The sequence below is a fragment of the Clostridium sp. MF28 genome (genome assembly GCF_002969175.1).
Taxonomy (GTDB): Bacteria; Bacillota; Clostridia; order Clostridiales; family Clostridiaceae; genus Clostridium; species Clostridium beijerinckii.
In genome coordinates, this window is sequence record NZ_CP014331.1 from 2,464,114 (window position 1) to 2,484,292 (window position 20,179).

At 30.8% G+C, this 20,179-nt stretch carries 17 protein-coding genes and 1 riboswitch; of the genes, 1 reads left to right on the plus strand and 16 read right to left on the minus strand.

The annotated features are described in order from the left end of the window. Positions 1-31: 31 nt before the first annotated feature. The 11 genes from AXY43_RS10795 to AXY43_RS10845 all read right to left on the minus strand — a co-directional run bounded on the left by AXY43_RS10795 (position 32) and on the right by AXY43_RS10845 (position 13,609). The gene (locus tag AXY43_RS10795) at positions 32-1,954 is read right to left on the minus strand and encodes an ATP-binding protein (RefSeq protein WP_238892654.1); all 1,923 of its coding nucleotides are present in this window, start codon (positions 1,952-1,954) and stop codon (positions 32-34) included. Positions 1,955-1,991: 37 nt separating this feature from the next. After that, positions 1,992-3,323 (minus strand): TMAO reductase system periplasmic protein TorT, encoded by a 1,332-nt coding sequence (gene torT / locus AXY43_RS10800; protein WP_105411538.1) that lies wholly within the window; start codon positions 3,321-3,323, stop codon positions 1,992-1,994. 200 nt (positions 3,324-3,523) lie between these two features. Continuing rightward, positions 3,524-4,153, minus strand: a complete 630-nt coding sequence (thiE, locus tag AXY43_RS10805) for a thiamine phosphate synthase (protein ID WP_023973877.1) — start codon at positions 4,151-4,153, stop codon at positions 3,524-3,526. 92 nt (positions 4,154-4,245) lie between these two features. Next, positions 4,246-5,076 (minus strand): hydroxyethylthiazole kinase, encoded by an 831-nt coding sequence (thiM, locus tag AXY43_RS10810; RefSeq protein WP_012060644.1) that lies wholly within the window; start codon positions 5,074-5,076, stop codon positions 4,246-4,248. A 205-nt stretch (positions 5,077-5,281) separates the two neighbouring features. Continuing rightward, positions 5,282-6,592 (minus strand): phosphomethylpyrimidine synthase ThiC, encoded by a 1,311-nt coding sequence (gene thiC, locus AXY43_RS10815; RefSeq protein ID WP_105412506.1) that lies wholly within the window; start codon positions 6,590-6,592, stop codon positions 5,282-5,284. Between the two features lie 70 nt (positions 6,593-6,662). Beyond that, positions 6,663-7,469 carry a bifunctional hydroxymethylpyrimidine kinase/phosphomethylpyrimidine kinase gene (gene thiD / locus AXY43_RS10820; RefSeq protein ID WP_017211135.1) on the minus strand — a complete coding sequence of 269 codons (807 nt, stop codon included), beginning with the start codon at positions 7,467-7,469 and terminating at the stop codon, positions 6,663-6,665. Between the two features lie 30 nt (positions 7,470-7,499). Beyond that, positions 7,500-8,039, minus strand: coding sequence for an energy coupling factor transporter S component ThiW (gene thiW / locus AXY43_RS10825; protein WP_017211136.1), 540 nt, complete (start codon positions 8,037-8,039; stop codon positions 7,500-7,502). A 189-nt stretch (positions 8,040-8,228) separates the two neighbouring features. Further along, positions 8,229-8,339: riboswitch (TPP riboswitch) on the minus strand. Between the two features lie 65 nt (positions 8,340-8,404). Continuing rightward, complete coding sequence (locus tag AXY43_RS10830) at positions 8,405-9,649, minus strand: 4Fe-4S binding protein (RefSeq protein WP_105411539.1); 1,245 nt, start codon at positions 9,647-9,649, stop codon at positions 8,405-8,407. Positions 9,650-10,077: 428 nt separating this feature from the next. Then, a complete protein-coding gene (locus tag AXY43_RS10835) occupies positions 10,078-11,082 on the minus strand; it encodes an FAD:protein FMN transferase (RefSeq protein WP_078114448.1) in 1,005 nt (334 codons plus the stop codon). Between the two features lie 284 nt (positions 11,083-11,366). Beyond that, positions 11,367-12,923 (minus strand): sensor histidine kinase, encoded by a 1,557-nt coding sequence (locus tag AXY43_RS10840; protein ID WP_105411540.1) that lies wholly within the window; start codon positions 12,921-12,923, stop codon positions 11,367-11,369. Next, positions 12,920-13,609: a response regulator transcription factor gene (locus AXY43_RS10845; RefSeq protein WP_105411541.1), complete on the minus strand. Its 690-nt coding sequence runs from the start codon at positions 13,607-13,609 to the stop codon at positions 12,920-12,922. The genes AXY43_RS10840 and AXY43_RS10845 overlap by 4 nt, the downstream gene beginning before the upstream one ends. 708 nt (positions 13,610-14,317) lie before the next feature. Here AXY43_RS10845 and AXY43_RS10850 point away from each other — a divergent pair. Then, the gene (locus tag AXY43_RS10850) at positions 14,318-14,602 is read left to right on the plus strand and encodes a putative quinol monooxygenase (protein WP_023973883.1); all 285 of its coding nucleotides are present in this window, start codon (positions 14,318-14,320) and stop codon (positions 14,600-14,602) included. A 454-nt stretch (positions 14,603-15,056) separates the two neighbouring features. Here the strand turns inward: AXY43_RS10850 and sdaAA are convergent, their stop codons facing one another. The 5 genes from sdaAA to AXY43_RS10875 form a co-directional block, all read right to left on the minus strand. Beyond that, positions 15,057-15,935: an L-serine ammonia-lyase, iron-sulfur-dependent, subunit alpha gene (gene sdaAA, locus AXY43_RS10855; RefSeq protein WP_023973884.1), complete on the minus strand. Its 879-nt coding sequence runs from the start codon at positions 15,933-15,935 to the stop codon at positions 15,057-15,059. Positions 15,936-15,937: 2 nt separating this feature from the next. Beyond that, positions 15,938-16,618, minus strand: a complete 681-nt coding sequence (sdaAB, locus tag AXY43_RS10860; protein WP_023973885.1) for an L-serine ammonia-lyase, iron-sulfur-dependent subunit beta — start codon at positions 16,616-16,618, stop codon at positions 15,938-15,940. A 280-nt stretch (positions 16,619-16,898) separates the two neighbouring features. Then, a complete protein-coding gene (locus AXY43_RS10865) occupies positions 16,899-17,252 on the minus strand; it encodes a DUF1667 domain-containing protein (RefSeq protein WP_023973886.1) in 354 nt (117 codons plus the stop codon). A gap of 1 nt (position 17,253) precedes the next feature. After that, complete coding sequence (locus tag AXY43_RS10870) at positions 17,254-18,507, minus strand: NAD(P)/FAD-dependent oxidoreductase (RefSeq protein WP_012060663.1); 1,254 nt, start codon at positions 18,505-18,507, stop codon at positions 17,254-17,256. 17 nt (positions 18,508-18,524) lie between these two features. Next, positions 18,525-19,952, minus strand: coding sequence for an NAD(P)/FAD-dependent oxidoreductase (locus AXY43_RS10875; RefSeq protein ID WP_023973887.1), 1,428 nt, complete (start codon positions 19,950-19,952; stop codon positions 18,525-18,527). Between the last annotated feature and the right edge of the window lie 227 nt (positions 19,953-20,179).

A 20,179-nucleotide genomic window follows, 5' to 3' on the forward strand; every position in this document is an offset into this window, starting at 1 on the left:
TGGTGCCTTATTGATTTTATTATTAATATCTTTAGTAAGGAATATGAATAGTTATAGTCGATCCTTCCCCCACTTTAGATTCAACATCAATAGTTCCATTGTGTTTTTCAATAATACCATATGATATAGACATACCTAACCCTGTTCCTTGTCCCATTGGTTTAGTTGTAAAAAATGGTTCAAATATTCTTGATATTGTATCTTTAGTCATACCACACCCATTATCACAAAATTCGATTATAATTTCTTTGTTATTGTCAAAAACTCTTATTACTATTAATCCATTATTTTCACATACTAAGTCATTTTGCTTTTCAACTATAGCATGACACGCATTTACAATTATATTTAAAAATACCTGATTTAATTGTGAAGGATAGCACACTATCTTCCTATGAGTTTGAAAGTTCTTAATAAATTTAATTTGTTTAGTATATTGAGTTTTAACTAACCTTATTGTCGTTTCCAAAGCTTCTGAAACATCTATCTCTTTTTTAACAGCCTCATCAAGCCTAGAGAATAATCTCAAATCGTTAACTATGGTTGTTACTTGATTAGATCCATCTAGAATATTAATTATTGATTTAGAAAATTTGTTGAAATATTGTTCAAAAAAATTTAACACATCATCATCCGCATCATCTAATAATTCCATAAGTTCTTCTTTAAAATTGTATAAATCCATATCCAGAACTTTTGAACTTAAATATATATAATTAATGGGATTATTAATTTCATGTGCTACCCCTGCTACTAAAGTACCAAGACTAGCCATCTTTTCTGATTGAATCAATTTTGACTGAGCTGATTTGAGCTTATTATGTTGATCTTCTAACTCAGCAAGAGTCTGCATAAGTTGTTTTGTTCTTTCATTAACTTTATCTTCTAGTTCATCATTAACGCGTTTCAACTCTTCGCTAATTTTTTTACGTTCTGTAATATCATTCCAAACAAATATTATGCATTCAATACAGTCAATTTCAATTATTTCCGTTGAAAATAATCCAACTCTAACTTCTCCATATTTAGTATTCCAAGTTATCTCTTCATTACGCAACATACCTCCACTATCTAATATTTGAATCACATTCAAATGATGTTCTTCATTTTCCCACAAGTTAAACTCATGGGAGTAATGACCAATTATCTCTTCACGTTTATATCCAAAAGTGCGTAAAAACGCTTGATTTATTTCAATGTATAGTTTATCACTAAACCTTACAATAGCTATTACATCGGCGCTATAATTAAACGCCTTATTGAATTTCTCTTCTGAAGATTTGAGTTCACTTATTGCTTCATTCCTCTGCTGAATCATATTATATAAATTTTGAGACATATTATTAAATTTAATAGCCAATTCCCCTATTTCATCTCTTGAATTAATAAATAATCTGTGAGTCAAGTTTCCATTTGATATCTCATCAGTTCCTACACTCAACTCATATATAGACTTGGTAACAATACGGGAAACAATACTTATTGCTAACCAAAGAAGTAAAACCATTACCAAGATTCTTATAATTGTAGCAATTATGTAATTTTCAATAACTTTTGATTTATAATACCTTGTAATACCTATAGTTATCTCACCTATTGGTATTTCATCTTTTAAAACATTAACCTTCTTTATGATCAAATTCTGCTCAGAATATATATCATCTTTTTTATACTTATTATATATTTCTCCATTTCCCTTAGCTTTAACTTGAATATAACCAATTTCCTCATCCTCAAATAATGCATCACTAATTTTTTTAATTCCTACAATATTTAAATTCCAAATTGGGTCTTGATAGCTAAGTGCTGCTAATCTAGTGATTGTTTCAACTTTTTGCATTGAATCCTTATTTATTCCTGCAACCAATATTATTATTCTTATTATTTCAAATATTAACATGGTAATTATAACCACTGTTAATGTTGAAATTGTAAATCTGTGCTTAATCTTCATATTCCTGAATTTCTTTTTTACGCTCATAATTTAACCCTTATTTACCCATATGATTTAATACTGGAATGTACTCTTTACTTCCAAATAGATCTTCATACTCAAATTCTGAAATATTATCCTTTGAAATTATAGGCACACACGGACCACTTTGGAATGGAAAATCTATCCCTGCCTTTTCTCCATTTAAAATTCTTACAATCATATCTAGTGCTATTCTACATTGTTGGATAGTTTGATCTGATGGAGAAGCTAATACAGCTCCCTTTTCTATTAGATTAAAAACATCACTTGTCATGTATGTTGATACAATTCTTATATTTTTAGATTTCTCTTTGCGTTTAGCAATAAATTTTTCGGCTTCAATTACTGCTGGAGCACAACCAACTAAATAATCATAATCATCATTATTTTCCAAAACGCTTGTTATATGTAATCGCTGCACATCAGGTCTAGTGTCTCCATAAAAAGGATTACTAATATCTATCTTTTGATTATTTTTCTTTAACCTTGAAACTGCATCTTTAAAGCCATTTAATGTATCTAATGCCCATCCTGATTCTTTTGGCCCAGGAAAAAATGCAATTTTTATATCTTTACCTGCTGAATCTTCAACAACATACTCTCCTGCTTTATATCCCATATCATAATAGGAAACTATTGCTTTTGCGCTAATATCAGGACTATTAATATCATTTACTAGTGCAACAATAGGCTTATCATAATGAACAATATTCTCTACATCTGAATTAAATTTTGTATTATCTAATGTAGCAAACACTATTCCATCAATTTTATCATCCTCAGCTAAATCCATTAGCTCCTCTTTTTGGTTTCCAAACTCTATATAGCCTCCAACTGCATATAACTTTACCTTCACTCCTAATTCCTTTGCATAATTTATTATTCCATAATTCGCTGAGACCCAATATTGATCTTCAAAGTGAGGCAGCAAAACGCCTATTGTATATTCCTTCTTAGGCTTAATATGCCTCCACTTTTCTTTTACAACGCCTCTCATATCACCCTCTTTACTATTTGAAGCAGCATCAATATTATAATAGCTATTTACTATTAACTTTTTTTTACCTATTTGTGTAAGAATTCTATCATCATTTGTCTCCACTGTTGTTATACTCTTCGATACACGTTCTCTTTCCACGTATTCTTCTTTTTCTTTTCTGACAATATCATTAGATCCTATGTTCTTGTGATTTTTTATATATGCTAATCCCAATATAAATACTACTGACGTTATCAAAATTGATAGTCCTAACTTTCTATTGATATATTTTCCAACTTTCGTAGCAAAGCACATCCTTACCTTCAAGCTCTCTATGGATATTACCTGCAGTATTACTTTAATCGTCATTAAACTCCATTAAACTTGCTATTCTACTATAATCTTTATGCTATCTTAAGTTTAATTTTTTTACTATAATTTGTCAAAACATACTATATGACAATATTCTGCAAAATATATTTTATGCTCAGTATAAATAAGAATAAAATAAAAGCACTATACCAGAAATTCCAGTAAACAGTGCCTTTGAAATACTATATATTTAATTGTTAGATTTTAATAAATTCATTTTTTAATTCTTTAGCGGCTGTAGTAATATCTTCCTTTGCTATAATAGCAGAAACTATTGCAAGTCCATCAATTCCTATTCCTTTGAAATCCTTAACTCTATCCTTATTTATTCCACCTATTACAACTATAGGTATAGATACATTTTCTCTAATTTTTCTTAATTCATCCATACTAGTTGAATCTGCGTCTTTTTTAGTACCAGTTGAATACATCGCACCAACTCCTAAATAATCAGCTCCATTTTTTTCTGCTTCAAGAGCTTCATTTACAGACCCTGTTGAAACTCCAAGGATTTTATCATTTCCTATGACTTTTCTTACAATTGCTGCAGGAATATCACTTTGTCCAACATGCACTCCAGCCGCATCTACTGCTAGTGCAATATCCACTCTATCATTTATTATTAATGGAATATTGTGTTTATCTGTAATTTCTTTAACTCTCACAGCTGTATTATAGAAGTCGAGTGATGAACAATCTTTTTCTCTTAATTGAATTAATGTACATCCTCCAATTATAGCTTTTTCCACAGCTTCTTCTAAAGTTTCTGTACTCATTAAATCTCTATCTGTTACAAGGTAGATACTATAATCTATTTTAGGTTTCATGAAACTCCTCTCTCCTTCATATTATATTTTAGATAAGTTCACACATTAATGCGTGTATTTCATTTCAATGATATACACGCAAACATTGTTTATTATATTTCCTTTATCTTATTCATCTTTTCAATGATATTAGAAGTCAAATTGCTTATGGCATCTATAATTGCAATATGAAAACTTCCTGTTCCAATCTTCCCTGCTTTATCCAAAGCAATTTCACCCGATATTCCCATTGAAATGATACCAGAAACTGCTCCTATAAAATAATCTGAACCTGCCCCACAAAACGCTCCAATTAATGCAGTTGTCATGCAGCCTGTTCCTGTGACGTTAGATAACATCTTAGTTCCATTTTCAAGTATAACTACTCTTTCTCCATCAGATATAATATCTGTTGCACCTGTAATGGCTACAGTACACTGAAGTTTTTTAGCTAAGTTTTTAGCTACATCTATTCCCTCATCATTTCCTGTTCTTGCGTCATTTTCTGAGGCATCAACTCCCTTAGTTGTAGAGCCTAATCCGCTTATAAATTTAATCTCAGACATATTTCCACGTAAAACACTTATTTTCACTTCTTCTAATAATCTCTTTGTTGTTGAATTTCTAAATTCTGATGCTCCTGCTCCAACTGGATCAAAAACGACTGGAATATTTAATTCATTTGCTTTCTTACCAGATGCAATCATAGATTCAATAGTTCGCTCATTTAATGTTCCAATATTTATTACAAGGGCAGATGAAATCTTAGTAATATCCGCTGCTTCTTTTATATCATCAGCCATAATTGGTGATGCACCTATTGCAAGTAAAATATTCGCACAATCATTAACTGTAACATAATTTGTTATATTATGCACAAGTGGTTTCTTATTCCTAACTTCATTTAATAAACTTCCTATTTTAATTGATATTTCATTACTCATAAATATCTTTTAGTAAGAATTCATTCTTTAATGATCCTTACTAAAATACCTCCTCTCAAAAGTAAAAATTTTTCAAGTTTCTTTTGCTTGATATCTATGTTGCAATTATGAACTTGCATTTAAAATTCTAGTAAACTAAGTACTCAATAAAAATAATACTATAGAAATTCAACTGCAACATATATAATTATACCTCATATAAATCTTATTTCTGGTCAAGAAGCTCCACTTTATCGCCATTTAAAATTCTGTTAGTTGTTCTTACTGCACACATTTTCCCGCACATAGAACAGCTATGCATATCTTCTGGTGGTACACTTTCAAAATATTCTCTAGCCTTTTTCCCATCAATAGCAATCTTGAACATCTCTTCCCAATCAAGTTTTTGACGAGCATCTGCCATTGCATTATCTCTATCTCTAGCCCCTGGAAGTCCATTAGCAATGTCTGCTGCATGAGCTGCAATTTTCGATGCAATAATTCCTTCTCTAACATCAGATAAATCAGGAAGTCTTAAATGCTCAGCTGGTGTTACATAGCAAAGGAAATTGGCTCCATGTGTTGCTGCAATAGCGCCACCAATGGCTGAAGTTATATGATCATACCCAGGTGCAATATCTGTAACAAGAGGGCCTAGTACATAGAAAGGTGCCCCATGGCATAATCTTTTTTCAATTTGCATATTAGCTGCAATCTCATTCATTGCCATATGACCTGGTCCTTCTATCATAACTTGTACATCTTTTTCCCAAGCTCTTTTTGTTAATAATCCTAACTCTATAAGTTCTGTAATTTGTCCAGCATCTGTTGAATCATCAATACAGCCAGGTCTCATAGCATCTCCAAGACTTATTGTTACATCATATTCTCTTAGTATATCAAGTAATTCATCATAGTATTCATAAAATGGATTCTCATTTCCTGTCATCTCCATCCATGCAAATAGCAATGACCCACCTCTTGATACTATATTTAATCTTCTCTTATCTTCTTTAAATATCGAAACTGTTCTTTTATTTATTCCTGCATGAATAGTAACAAAATCAACCCCAGCTTTAGCATGAGCTAACACCACGTCAAGAAAATCTTTAGCTTTTATATCTAAAAGATCTTTTTCAAGGTATCCAATTGCATCATACATAGGAACTGTTCCTATCATAGCTGGAGAATATTCTATAAGCTTTTCCCTGAACTCTTGAGTCTTCCCATAATTACTTAAATCCATTATTGCTTCTGCACCAAAATCAACTGCCATTTTTACTTTTTCCATCTCTCTGCAATAATCAACCGAATCTCCTGATATCCCTAAGTTTACATTTATCTTTGTTCTTAATCCATCACCAATCCCCTCAGGGCTAAGTGATTTATGGTTGATATTAGCCGGTATAGCTACTTTACCTTCTGCAACAAGTTTCATTAATTTTTCTTCTGAAATTCTTTCTTTTTCCGCTACTATTTTCATTTCCTTTGTAACTATACCTTTTTTAGCTGCTTCCATTTGTGTTTTATAATTCATTTCTTTCCCTCTCCTCATACCATTATTATTTAATTTATTAGTTATAAAATTTAACTTGAGTTCTATAGTATTATTCAATCATTCCTGCTTTCTTATATAGCTCGTAAAAATGGTTAGTAGGGCCTACACCTTTACCAAGCTCAAAACCATGTTCGATTGCACATGTTATATATTCTTTACCACTTCTAACCGCTTCCTCTATTGTCATATTCTTAGCCAAATTTGCTGCTATAGTTGAAGATAAAGTACATCCTGTTCCATGAGTATGGGTAGTATTTATTCTTTCTTGCTTTAGAACAAGAAAGTTATTTCCATCATATAACAAGTCTGTTGCTTCCCCTTCTAAATGCCCCCCTTTAACTAAAACTGCCTTCGGACCAAGTTCTTTAAGTTTCAAGGCCGCTTCCTTCATTTCATCTAAGTTTTCTATTTTCATCCCTAAAATTTCTTCTGCCTCTGGTAAATTAGGAGTTATTAATGTTGCTAATGGAAATAATTCCTTAACTAAAGTATCTTTTGAATCCTTCGATAACAGATTAAATCCACTTTTAGAAATCATAACTGGATCTAGAACTATCACTGGTAGTTTATCAACTTTTCTCAAAGATTTTGATATAGCTTTTATAGATTCAATTTTAGAAACCATTCCTATTTTTATAGCATCTACTCTTATATCTTCAAAAATAACATCTATCTGAGATTCAATCATTTCAGGATTTATATCTTGAATTCCAAAAACCCCCATAGTATTTTGAGCCGTTACCGCTGTGATAACGCTCATTCCATATACTCCATTTGCCGAGAAAGCTTTTAAATCCGCTTGAATTCCTGCTCCTCCACAAGTATCCGATCCTGCAATAGTTAATGCTCTAAACATAAACTCATCCTTTCACCTATAATATTTCATTTAAATCTTATCTATGTTATTAGTTGCTTCTCCCTTTACTTGAAACTCATTATCTACTAGTATTTTTTTAATGACAGGAACTTTTATAAAAAAGTACGCTATAATCGCTCCAACACTGCAACTTGATATAAACGGAACAACATATACAAAAACCGCAACTTGTTTTCCTAACACCATTGTAGCTATAGGATAAGCTAATAATGCTCCTAATATTCCAGTTCCAATTATTTCTCCAATTACTGCAATACCTGGCTTTCTAAATTTTTTATAAAGAATTCCTGCAAGTAATGCTCCTACCATGCTTCCTGGAAAGGCCAATAAACTTCCTGTTCCCATAAAATTTCTTATTAGAGATGTCACAAATGCATTCATAAGAGCATATACTGGCCCAAGTGTTATTGCTCCAACTACATTCACGAAATGTTGTATTGGAGATATTTTAGCAGCTCCAATCGGTATTGAAAATGTTCCAAAAATAACAGAAATACCGATTAACACGCCACTTAACGCCATCTTCTGTGCTTTACTCTTTTCTTTCATTAAAATTCACTCCTTTAATAATAAAATCAATAAACTTACTTTTTAATGTGAAATAAATTTACTAAATCACCTTTACAATGACGTTTAAATTGATTAACCTTAAAAGAAGTTAATTATTTTGCATAAAAAAAATGTATCCACAAGGGATACATCAATAAATCATGCACAAATCATATCAATACTTACACAAATAATATTAATATACTTCCCTACGCTGGTATTATCCAAATCAGGTTATAAGAGTCTAGGAAATCAATCTTTCCAATCTCAGCCAAAATATTAGCTCCCCTAGTTATTCAATTACAAAATTTTCTTTCACAATTTAAAGGTTATACCATTAAGTTTCAAACGTCAAGTATATTTTATTATTTTGCTTCATTCAAAGCATTTGTTACCGCACTCATGATACCCTTCGAACTATAAGTTGCTCCAGATACAGTATCCACTGATGTTGATTGTTTTGAAATTATACTCTTAATTATAGTACCCTCTGCTCTTTGATAAAACTTTGGAGTATCTTGATTGGATATAGCTTGTATACTTGATATTTTTCCATCAGACACAGTTACAGAAATCTTAGTTGTTCCTCCTCTATATCCTGTTCCACTTCCTGTGTATGTCCCATCTTTATATTCACTTGCATTATTTTGAACTGTATTTGAACTTGTAGTTTCATGATTTAATTTTGAACTTTCTGGTGCAGATTCTGTTTGTGAATTTAAATTGCTTGAAACTGCATTACTCTTAGCTGCAATTCCAGATTTAGTTACTGCATTGCCGGCGAAGTTAGTGAATCCATATATACCTAAAAATGTAGCCATAGCTACTGATCCTGTTAACTTAGCATCTAAATCTCTTCCAAGTACATTTACATTAGCATTATTTCTGTAACATACTTCAGTACATTTTAAGCAATTTATACAATCTCCACCTTTGACACAATTTACCTTATAGAGCGGTAACCCCATTGAACAATTCATTGTGCAGGCTCTACATTTACCACAATCAGCTTTTGGCTTATTAATCTTAACTATTCCAATCTTAGAAATAATAGAGAATATTGCACCTAAAGGGCATAGATATCTGCAGAAAAACCTCTCAATAAACGCTGATCCTATTGTGATTAATATTAAAAATATCAATCCAACAAGTAAATTCGAAAAAATAGTAGATACATCAGTTATTTGACCAAATACATCCCAAGGGCTTGTGCTTTCCAGTATACTGCTTCCTATAGTCCATGAAATAGCTATTATAAAAAGTAATACTAAATATTTGAAATACTTAAGTATAGAATCAACTTTTTCATCTACTCTAAACTTTATTTTGAATATTTTTTTTGATATAAAATATATTAAGTCATTATATGCACCAAATGCACATATCCAACCGCAGAACCATCTTCCTAATACTATAGTCAAAAGCATAATAGCTATAAATTCTATTAAGCTTGGTAATGCTTCCAAAAAGTTAACATTACCATTGATAATCATTTGATATACAGTTTTTACTTCACTGAATGTCATTGAATAAAGACCTGGTAACAGAATAAATGCAATCAATTGTATAATATGCCTTATAATCTGCGATTTTTTTATTTTACTTGCCATGTTTCTTTCCCCTTTTCTAACTCTCTATATTTAGCAATAATAATTTTTTATGTTAATTATCATCAATCATATTTTTCCAATTAATTTCCAATAGAAATATTATTTTCACTTCATTATCTGCTATTGCAATTTCTTTAATTAAGTGAATTATAGCAATAGAACCTTAATGTGCCCTTAATCTAAGCTGAGAATTCGCTGAGAAATGGCAATTAAAACATTTTAGAATTAAGGAAAAGGCTAAATTGTACGAAAAATCTAACTAAAAAAAGATAGTACAAATTGAATTTATCCCTGCTAATAAGTTATATTCCAACTTAACGAGGTTTGTTTCAATCGGTATTATCTCTTCTTATCATTTTGCTTGATTTAAAGCTTTCTTATTTCCTCAATTATGCCCTTACCTCTATATTTAGCTCCAGACACAATGGCTAAAAAAATTCACTATCTGTTAATGTAAAAATACTTTCATCAATACCTGATGTTTTATATATTTTCTTATCTTCTGTAATAAATATAGCGTCAATGCCCTCTATAGTTTCTATAATCTTCATAGCTTTATCAATACCAATTATATAAACACCAGTTGATAAGCCATCTCCTTCAATTGAATTATCTGATATAATAGTTGCACTTATAATTTTGCTTTCAGATGGGTATCCTGTTTTAGGGTCAATTATATGATGAAATCTCTTTCCATCTTTTATAAAATATCTTTCATAATTGCCTGAGGTTACTATTGATTTATTTTTTACGCTTAATATTCCTATAAATTCTCCCCTAGGCTTAAATGGGTTTTGAATTCCAACTTTCCAAGCTGAACCGTCTTCCTTACTTCCAAGAGCAAAAATGTTTCCACCTAAATCAATTAATGCACTTTTAATATTATACTGATAAAAAATATCTCTTACTTCATCAGCTGCAAATCCTTTTGCAATACCTCCGACATCTAAAGCTTGCTTATCATGTTTTAGCATTATTGAATTATTTTTGTCATCAAAAATAACATCATTGTAATTTACAAGTTTTACTGTTTTCTCTATTTGAGATTTTTCTGGAACTTTTTCTTCTTTTGTACCTATGCTCCATAACTTTACTAATGGCCTTATTGTAGGATCAAAAGTACCTTCTAAAACTTTACTGTATTCTATGGCTTTTTTAACTACAAAATAAGTATCATTATTTACTTTCTTTCCCTTATTTCCTGCATTAAAATTTATTTTTGATATATCACTACTTTCTTTGAAAGCTGACATTCTATCATCAATTTGGTTTAACCTTTCTAGCGCTTTATCTATTGCCATTTTAGCTTTATTTCCATTTGCTCTTAAGTTGATCAAAGTTCCAAGAGCATAACTGCTCCTAGTTGCTTCATGTTTTTCAATTTTACCAGTCACAAATATAAAAAATAAAATAACTATTATTATCACAATCATTAATATAAAAATACTTACTGTACTTATAATAATCCCCACCTATCTAAAATATATAAATTTCCTCATTGTTGGAATTATAACAAAAAAGTCTTAATGTATCCTTAGTTAAAGCTTAGAATTTGCTGAGAACTATTTAAGACTACTCACCCAGATTTTCTTAGCGATATCTTAAACTAAAGATGCGTTGATATTTTAATCAATAGAATAACGATATATACTAAAAAAGATGTTACAAAATAATATAATAAATCTATTTTGTAACATCTTTTCTTATTTGGGCACAATCAAAAAATATCAAATTCATCTGCCTTATTTTCTAATTTTAAATATATTGAGAATGTTGTCCCAACTCCAAGCTCACTTTCTACTCTAATTTTTCCACGATTGCTATCAATTATTGATTTTACTATAGAGAGACCCAATCCATATCCCCCTTGTTCCCTAGCTCTGTGATAATCACTTCTAAAAAATCTATCGTATATTTTATCTAAATGCTCTTTAGGTATTCCAGTTCCATTATCAGATATCTTCAAAACCGCAAAGGTTTTATTTTTGTAATCTTCTATACCTGTAGAAATTGTTATAACACCTTTTTCTTTATCAGTATGAGTTACAGCATTTTGAGTTATATTGAATATGACCTGCTTAATTTGATTTTTATTTATATATACATCTATATAATCCTTCAACTCTATATTTAAAGTTTTATCCTTAGAAAGTATCTGCAGTTGAGGAATTATTTCATTTATAACATCATTCAAATTCTCCTTTTTTATTTCAACAACTGGTTGCTGATCTAGCCTAGTTAATATTAAAAGATCATTTACCAGTTTTGCAAGCCTTTCACTTTCTATCAATATGCTGTTTAAAGCCAAATCTAATTTTTCCTGATTTTTTGCTGCCCCTCTTAATAATACTTCAACAAAACCATGAATTGAGGTTAATGGTGTACGTAATTCATGTGATGCATCAGACACGAATCGTCTCATTTTTTCTTTGATAATCTGTTCTTTTTCAAATGATGTCTCTATTCTTTCAAGCATAATATTAAAGGATTTTGATAATCTATTAATTTCTAATTGACCACTTTCTTCCGTTAGTCTTGTATGCAGATCAGTTACACTTATTCCTTCCACAGTATCAGTTATCTTATATAACGGCTTCAATGTTCGATTAAAAATAGTGATTCCAAGTATTGTTCCCACTATGAGAATCATAATTGAAAGACTAATATGCACATACTCTTGCCTATCTAAGATACTTGTAATATCGTCTATTGGCGTACTCAACTGTATTAACCCTGATGGTGAATCTAAATCCCCAACTTTTATCCATGCAACCATTTGATAATTATTGTTTTCATCTCTTACTACTTCATATGCATGTTCCAAATTCCCTTGTTCATTGCAAATCTCTATATATTTATCTCTAGAAAGCACCGGTACTGGTATCTCTTTCCTCTTTCGTTCATCAGGCTCCTTTGAATCATCGTCACCGTCATCATCATCTCTAGGTGTATCTATATTGCTTCTTTGACCTAACAGCTCTCCATTTTTATTTATTAGAGCTACACTCATATTTTTATCCCATAAATTCTTTAAAATTTCTTTAGTATCACTTTCAGTTATATCCTCAATATTTTCTTTTGACATTTTCTTAAAGTCTAGATTATGAAACCTCTCATGAAGTACTTGCACCTTTGTTTTATATAAATAATTTTTCATACTTATATACTGAAAAAGTCCCATGATTCCCAATAATAAAATTAATATCACAAGAAACCTAAATAACAACTGCCATTTCAAACTCTTTATTTTTAATTTATTTCTTAATTTTTTCATTGTGCCACCATCTTATATCCAACACCGCGGACAGTTTTAATGATATTATGATCTTTGTCTCCAATTTTGTCTCTTAAGTACCTTATGTATACTTCAACAATATTATCTTCTCCATTAAAATCATATCCCCATACTTTTTCAAGTATAAGCGATTTGCTCAATACTATTCCATTATTCATAAGTAAAAAACTCAACAAGTTGTATTGGGTTGGAGGTAGATCTAATACTTTTTCACGATAAGTTATTTCATGAGCTTTATCATCCACTTTAAAATTTCCTATATTAGTAATATCGCTTAGCTCCGGAAAACTATTTCTTATCCTAGCATTAATGCGTGCTAAAAGCTCTTTGAAGCTAAAAGGTTTTGCCATATAATCATCCGCTCCAATATCCAACCCTTTCACCTTATCATCAACTTCGTCTAATGCTGTTAGCATAATAACTGATGTTTTTATAGACTTCTTAATAATTGAACATACCTCATATCCATCCATTCCCGGCAACATAATATCCAATATCACTATATTAGGGGTTATTTTACTTGCTATCTCGATTGCTTGATTCCCATCATATGCCTCATATACTAAATAGCCTTCAGCTTCCAATCCCATTTTAATAAAGTCCACTATACTTTTTTCATCATCAACTATAAGAATAGTAATCTGATCTCTTACTCCTAAGTTCATTAAATTCCTCTCCTCTATTAATAAAATAGCTCTTCTTAACTTCAAAAGTCTTTTAAGTCAATAAATTGCAATCAAAATTATTTATAAATCTTTTTAGACATTTTTATATAGATAGCTTATTTCAACATATTATACTATAGTTAGTTTAGTAATTTTATAGTTAATTATATACAAATTCATATACTGGAACAATAAATTAAGAAATTTGCATATATTATTGTAATTAAATTTCTACATTCTGGCCTTAATTAAATCCTTAGATTAATAGATCTTTAAATAAGAATTTATTATTGCAACATGTTATAGATAACATAATCATAAACTATACTTAGACTATGAAATATCCTCCAACTAGAAATGAGTAATATACTTTTGTGGAATGTTTCATTGGTGATTTTGATGGATGTGATTCTTTGGCTATAAGTTATTCCAAATGTGCTAGTTCAAAGCTTGTTCTTTGAGGCTAGCACTTTGGGTTCAACTTTATAGCCTTAGAATCACCCATCAGAATTACCTGGAAACTGGAACAAAAGTATATTATTCGTTTCGGTGAGCTATACGCATAAGTATTGATTATAATTGGTCTATCTATCGTAAGTTTATATATGCGCTAAATTCTTCTATATCATCTATCACTAATAAAGTTAAAATATTTCTTAATTAAGTGATATACTAATTTTAATAAATATTATAGAAAGAAGGATCAATATGATAAAAATAGTGGCCAGAAGTGTTATAAAAAATGAACAAACAGAAAAATATCTAAGCCTTGCGAAAGAGTTAATTGATAAAAGTAGAAAAGAAGAAGGCTGTATCTCATATGGCTTGTTTCAAGATATTAATGATAGTTCTATATTCACCTTCATAGAAGAATGGAAAGACGAAAAAGCAATCAATTTGCATAACAACAGTGAGCATTTTACAAGAATAGTTCCTTTACTAGGTGAACTTCGTGTAGGCAATGGGGAAGTAAATTTATACAAAGAAATATAAAAATCCCAAAGACACCTTCGTAAGGTATTATTAATCACTAGATACCTAAAGTAAACTTAAAGTTATATACGTAAATACTGAAAGGAATATCATTCATTTGTTCCAGGTTTCTGGAGTATTTAGCTTTTAATTTCCATTAGAAGAAGTTGCACCATTTCTGCATGCTCCCGAGGCAAGCTCGTGACAATCAATAAATGAAACAACTTCTACTAAGGAAATATCTACAGCTAAAAACTCAATGTAACACTTCTACAAAAGAATGAACTTCCTTTCTAGTGTAGACTATAATTAAAAATATATATTTTACTTTAGGTTCGGTATCTATGTCCGAAATAACCAAAGGCATATATTAAATACTTGAAGTAATGGATAAATAAAGAAATAGAATTCATGTATTCTATTTCGATTGTTTGTCAATTTACTTTAAGTTCTATACAATACTTTAATATGTGCATTATTTCTTTCCAAATACCTGTTCTTTAAGCTTTAGTCCTGTTTTAGTTACAGCTATTCCGCCTAAAGCTGTTTCTCTAAGTGATTCTGGCAAGCTTTTTCCTACCTTATACATAGCACTTACCGTATCGTCAAATGGTATTTTTGAAGCTACACCTGCCATTACCATATCTGCCATGCATAAAGCAGTTATTGCTCCTTGTGCATTTCTCTTGGCACATGGTATTTCAACAAGTCCCGCAACTGGATCACAAACAAGGCCAAGTACATTTTTAATTACTATGGCTGCTGCATCTAAACTCATCTCAGGAGTTCCTCCCATCATCTCAATAACAGCAGCTGCTCCCATTGCGGAAGCTGACCCACATTCTGCCTGACATCCACCTTCTGCTCCTGCTAGTGTTGCATTTAATCCAATAATCATTCCTACAGCAGCTGCGGCAAATAATCCATTTATAAGTCCTTCTTCATCTAATCCAAGTTTTTCTCCAGCACTTAAAATTACTGCTGGTAATATTCCACAAGAACCAGCCGTTGGACATGCAACTATCTTGCCCATAGAAGCATTAACCTCAGATGAAGAAAGTGCCATAGCCATAGCTATATTAGTTACATCACCTGTCAAAGTTTTTCCTCTCCTAGCATAATTATGTATCTTAAAAGCATCTCCACCAATTAATCCGCTAACAGAATAAACTTCTTTTTCCATTGCCTCATTAGCAGCCGAAATCATAACGCTCAAATTTTTCCTCATTTTCTCTATTACTTCGTCTCTTGACAATCCTTTTTCTTCTACCTCATATCTTATTGCATATTCACTTAATGAAATATTATGTTTTTCACATATTTCTAACAATTCCGTACCTGTTTTTGCAAACATTATTATTCACCTTCCTTTGCTGGGCTTATTGAGATTACATTATGTACTAATTCTATTTTCTTAATTTTCTCTATTAAAATATTATTCACTTTATTGTCCATCTCAAAAATCATTATAGCTTCATGCCCTTTTTGCTGCCTAAAAACTCTCATAAAAGCTACATTTATATTTTCACTATATAATATACTTGTAACACTATTAATTACACCTGGCGCATCTTTATGAGCTATTATTAAAGTTTCATACATTCCAGTAAAATCAACCTTATTATTATTAACTTCTATAACCTGAATATTTCCGCCACCAATTGATGATCCCATAACTTCACAATACTTCCCATCAATTGTTTTTATAATGAATTTTACTGTGTTAGGATGCACATCCCCTAATTCTGCCTCCTTAAATAAAAATTTAACACCTTTTTCTTTTGCTATCTCCATAGAATACCTAAGTTTTTCATCGCTTGGTTCCATTCCTAAAATACCAGCAACTAAAGCCCTATCTGTTCCATGACCTTTATATGTTTTAGCAAATGAACCATGTAGTAAAAATGTCACCTCTGATACATCTCCACCTGCTATACTTCTTGCTATCTTACCAAGTCTCGCTGCACCTGCTGTATGTGAACTTGAGGGTCCTATCATAATAGGCCCTAAAATATCGAAAACTCCTATCCCTTTCATTGTGAGAAATATCCTCCCTTTTATTTATTATATATAATTAGTTTTTCTTTATTAATATATTTATACTCCTAGCTTTTTCTATCTAAAATAATATCATAAATTTGATTACATATATATGTTTCAATTTAGTTTCTACATATTAATCTTAAATTAGCACTTGGCCCACTAGAAATTTAAATGTAATTATTATTATGGATTATAATTTATAAACTATAATCCATAATAAAAGCATCATCAATATTAAATATTGATGATGCTTTAACCAAACTTTTATTAGTTTCTATTTTTCATGTATATTTCTTGTCGCAACTATATCAACGCCAGTTCCAAGAACATCTTTTATTACAACATCTCCTATTTTAACAGGAGCCTTTATTGTCACTTTATTTATTTCTTCCATGCATTTGAAATTAAGTCCCTTAGGAATTGGATTATTTGTTTTAACAGGTACTACTGGTAATTCTCCATTGTCTACTTTAACAGTAGAAGTTATTACTCGTACTGGATTTGTAACTTCATTTATTCCATACTCAATACCTCTATTACAGCCATTACCTTGTACACTTTTATTTTCAGCATCTACTTTTAAATGACATCCCTTAGGGCAACATATACAAATTAATTCTTTTTCCATTTTATTCACCATCCTCTAATGATATTGTTATATCACCTTTAACTTTCTCTAATAGCACCTTACTTAAAACTACCTTTTCCATTTCTGATGGTGCTAAGTGAGCTCTTTTAAATTTAGCTATAACTTCATCATTGCATCTTACAACTAATGCCTTATTATGATATATGTTATTTACTCTCATAAATACAGTTAGTTTATCATCAACAGCTTCTGCATTAACTTTTTGTGGCACTGTATAATTTATATTTGCACCATTTATTATGTTTACATATTTGTCTTTCTTAAGTTCACCCTTAATGTACTTAGCAGCAGAAAAACCTGCGTGTTTTGACTCTTGAGTTACAAAGTCAACTAAGTCATGAACATGAACTACATTACCACATGCAAATATTCCTTCTACTGAAGTTTCCATACTCTCATTAACAATTAAACCATTAGTTCTTCTATCAGGTTCAAGTCCGGCATTAAATGATATTTCATTTTCTGGAATTAATCCAACTGATAGTAGTAGTGTATCTACATCAAATTCTTTCTCAGTTCCTTTAATAGGTCTCTTATTTTCATCAACTTCTGCTATTACAACTTTTTCAAGTCTCTTATCTCCTACAATATCTACAACTGTGTGTGATAAATATAGAGGAATATCATAATCATTTAAACATTGTACTATATTTCTGTTTAATCCATTTGAATATGGACACAATTCAACTACAGCTTTAACTTTAGCGCCTTCAAGAGTCATTCTTCTAGCCATTATAAGTCCAATATCTCCTGATCCTAAAATAAGGACTTCTTTACCAGGCATATATCCTTCTACATTTATATATCTTTGGGCTGCACCTGCATTAAATACACCCGCTGGTCTATCACCAGGAATATTTATAGCACCTCTAGTTCTTTCTCTGCAACCCATTGCAAGAATTATAGCTTTGGCCTTAAGTTCCATATAGCCTTCTTCTGTATTTATTGCATAAACAGTTTTATCTTTTCCGATTTCTAATACCATAGTGTCTAGTTTAACTTCAACATTAGTATCTTGAATCATTTCAATAAATCTTCCTGCATATTCTGGCCCTGTAAGTTCTTCCTTAAAAGTATGAAGCCCAAAACCATTATGAATGCATTGATTTAATATACCACCTAATTCTTTATCTCTTTCTAAAATCAATATTTTTTTAATTCCACTATTATATGCTTCATATGCTGCTGCAAGACCAGCTGGTCCTCCACCTACTACTATTAATTCATAACTCATAATAACACCTCATCCTTCTATTTTGTCTTACCTAATAATATATATGAACCTGATTTTTCTTGAACTACATCTTCAAGTGGGACATTACATTCTCTTGCTATTATTTCTTGAACTCTTGGTCCACAGAATCCACCTTGACATCTTCCCATTCCTGGTCTACATCTTCTTTTAATACTATCTAAGGATGGTATCCCTATACTTCTCTTTATTGCATCTACAATCTCACCTTCTGTTATGCTTTCACATCTACAAACCATTCTTCCATATTGCGGATTTTTCTTTATTAATTCAGCTTTTTCCTTAGCCGATAATTCCATAAAATGAATTTGTTCTCTTTTTGCCTTAAAGTCTGATTTTTTATCTAACTTACATCCTGCTTCTTTCAATATTTCTACAACATCAAGAGCTATAGCTGGTGCTGAAGAAAGACCAGGTGATTTCATTCCGGCAACATCTACGAAACCTTTGACTTCATCATTTTCTTCTACTATAAAATCACCTGTATCTGGATTAGCACGAAGACCTGCAAAGCTCCTTATTATTTCTCTAAAATTAACTTTATTAGTTGTACGCATTGAAGCGTCTCTTACTTCATTTAATCCTTCTGCTAGTGTTCCAACATCGCCTTTATCTTCTATATCTCTGGCGTCAGGTCCAACTAATAAATTTCCATGAACAGTTGGAGTAACTAAAACCCCTTTTCCAAGTTTTGATGGACATTGGAATATTGTATGGCTAACTACATTTCCCTGAGTTTTATCCATTACAAAGTATTCTCCGCTTCTTGGTACTATCTTAAAGCTTTCCTTACAAACTAAATTATGAATTTTATCTGCATAAAGTCCAGCTGCATTTATTACAAATTTTGATTCTATTATTTCTCCATCTTTAGTTGTAATTTTGAATGTATCATTTTTTTCTATCGCAACAACTTCTTTTTCTAGCTTAATTTCTCCTCCATTAGCTACTGCATTTTCTGCTAGTGCAATTGTATATTCAAACGGACCTACTATACCACCAGTTGGTGCATATAAAGCTCCAAAAATTTCTTGATTAAGGTTTGGTTCCTTTTCTAGAACCTGTTCTTTACTTAAAATTTGTAAATCTTTTACGCCTATTTTTGTCCCATTTTCATAAAGAGCTTGTACTGTTTTCATATCTTCATCGTTAAAAGCTATTATCAGAGATCCGTTTCTCTTAAAAGGTACACTTAACTCTTTGCAAAGATCTTCAAACATCTCATTTCCAGCTACATTATATTTTGCCATTAAAGTACCTTCTTTAGGATCATATCCAGCATGAACTATTGCTGAATTTGCTTTGCTTGTTCCCATCGATACATCTTTTTCTTTTTCTAAAACAACTACTTTTAAATTATACTTAGTTAGTTCCCTAAAAATAGAATTTCCAATAACCCCTGATCCAATTATTGCTACATCATACATATTACATCCTCCTTATTAATAGCGCATAAAAAAAGTCAAGCAAAAAACAAGGTGTAATCCACCAACGTTTTCATGCTTGACTCTATATTCTCTCAGCATTTATTTTAAATTATATATACATTGTATCATGTAAATGTATACTTGTCTACTATTTACTCTGAATTTTCAATTTTACTTTATTTTCAAATACTATTTTAAACTATGTACCCTATATGTCATCAACATTT